This window comes from Pedobacter sp. 05L430 (genome assembly GCF_056397585.1).
In genome coordinates, this window is the sequence record NZ_JBFTNT010000524.1 from 1 (window position 1) to 1,403 (window position 1,403).

A 1,403-nucleotide genomic window follows, 5' to 3' on the forward strand; every position below is an offset into this window, starting at 1 on the left:
GCTTAAAGGTATCAGGCCATGGCGCATTTTTTACCTTTCCATTATCATATGTAGAATTTTTATAATCCGGATGTACAAAAGAATCAACTTTACCAGATGCTGTATTTATCATGTTACCAGGATTGCCAAGCCACTGTATGCCGCCTTTTAGTCCTTTACCTTCGGGATAAGCTTGAGTAGGTAATTCCAACACAGCGTGTGGAGAATCATAGGCAAGAAACATGAAGAAAGGTTTTTCGGGTCCTTTGGCACTTTCATGATCTATGATCCATTTCTTGGCACGGGCAGTCCATAAGTCGGTAGTGTAACATTTGGCTAAATCCGCAGCTACGTTTTTATAATTGTCCCATACTTCCTTTTTACCTCTGTAAATTCCTTCAAAAGGATAATGCTCATGTCCATCGGCATGGCGCATATAGCCAAAAAAATCATCAAACCCCCTTTTTTGAGGATGTGCCGGCCAATTAGGTTCATCTTTAGTTTCGCCTTGCAAACCCCATTTTCCTATAACTGATGTAGCATAACCCGCTATTTTCAGTACCGTAGCAATAGTATGGTTATTTTCAATCTGCTTATCAAATTGATTGTCTCTTACCTTTGCATTGCCTTGATTAAGCCCTGTTAAAAGAGATGCCCTGGAAGGGGCGCATACCGGTGCGTTGCAATACTGATTAGTTAATTGCGCACCACTGGCAGCCATTTTGTCGAGGTTTGGAGTAAATTGATAAGGAAGTTTTTGATCTGCCTTCTCCTTTCTCTGATTTTGAAAAAACACACCTAAATCGCCGTATCCAAGGTCATCGGTTAAGATAAATATGATATTAGGCTTTGAAGCACTACTTTTTTTTGATTGTGCGTTAACAATTGAGGGCATCAAAACGATCAAAGCACAGCTTCCCAACAAAAACAATTTCGTGATTCCTTTTATCATTATCTAAAAATGAACATTAGTATTCACCAAATATAAACAACTTAAAAATTTCTTTACACATTCTTCGCACCAAACCCACAAGCAGGTGCCTTTTTGTGAATAATATGTGTGGAATGTGCGAACTAAGTGAGGAAGACTACAAAAACCAAACTTTAGTTCGTACTGGTTGTTGTATAAATTACAAAACTAAATTACAAAATTATGGAAGCATCCGAAGACATAAAGTTCACTGTTATGCTTCATGACAACGAACAAAAAAAGATTAAGGTAGAAGTTAAGCAAACTGAGACCACCGATGGAATACCGTATTATGTATGCACTCTGAATGATAAAGAGGCCCAGATTAGAAAAGATGAAAAATGGGAACAAATATGGGGCTCACTTACCCATAAACAGGTTGATGAGTTAGGTTCGGCAATTAGCAAACATTTAGGTGATTTATAACACAGCCACCAGCGTTACTCCGTATTCC

At 38.3% G+C, this 1,403-nt stretch carries 2 protein-coding genes; one reads left to right on the top strand and one right to left on the bottom strand.

What is annotated here, in order from left to right; genetic code table 11:
- Window positions 1–931: sulfatase-like hydrolase/transferase (locus AC1DG9_RS27030; protein WP_477635690.1), on the bottom strand; the 931-nt coding region annotated here is incomplete at its 3' end.
- A 201-nt stretch (window positions 932–1,132) separates the two neighbouring features.
- Between AC1DG9_RS27030 and AC1DG9_RS27035 the strand changes: the two genes are divergently transcribed.
- Entirely contained in the window at window positions 1,133–1,375 is a 243-nt protein-coding gene (locus AC1DG9_RS27035) for a hypothetical protein (RefSeq protein ID WP_288879041.1), read from the top strand.
- The last annotated feature ends 28 nt before the right edge of the window (window positions 1,376–1,403 follow it).

Bases quoted from the DNA above. Each gene is read 5' to 3' on its own strand.
- AC1DG9_RS27035 (WP_288879041.1), top strand. From the start codon at position 1,133: ATGGAAGCATCCGAAGACATAAAGTTCACTGTTATGCTTCATGACAAC.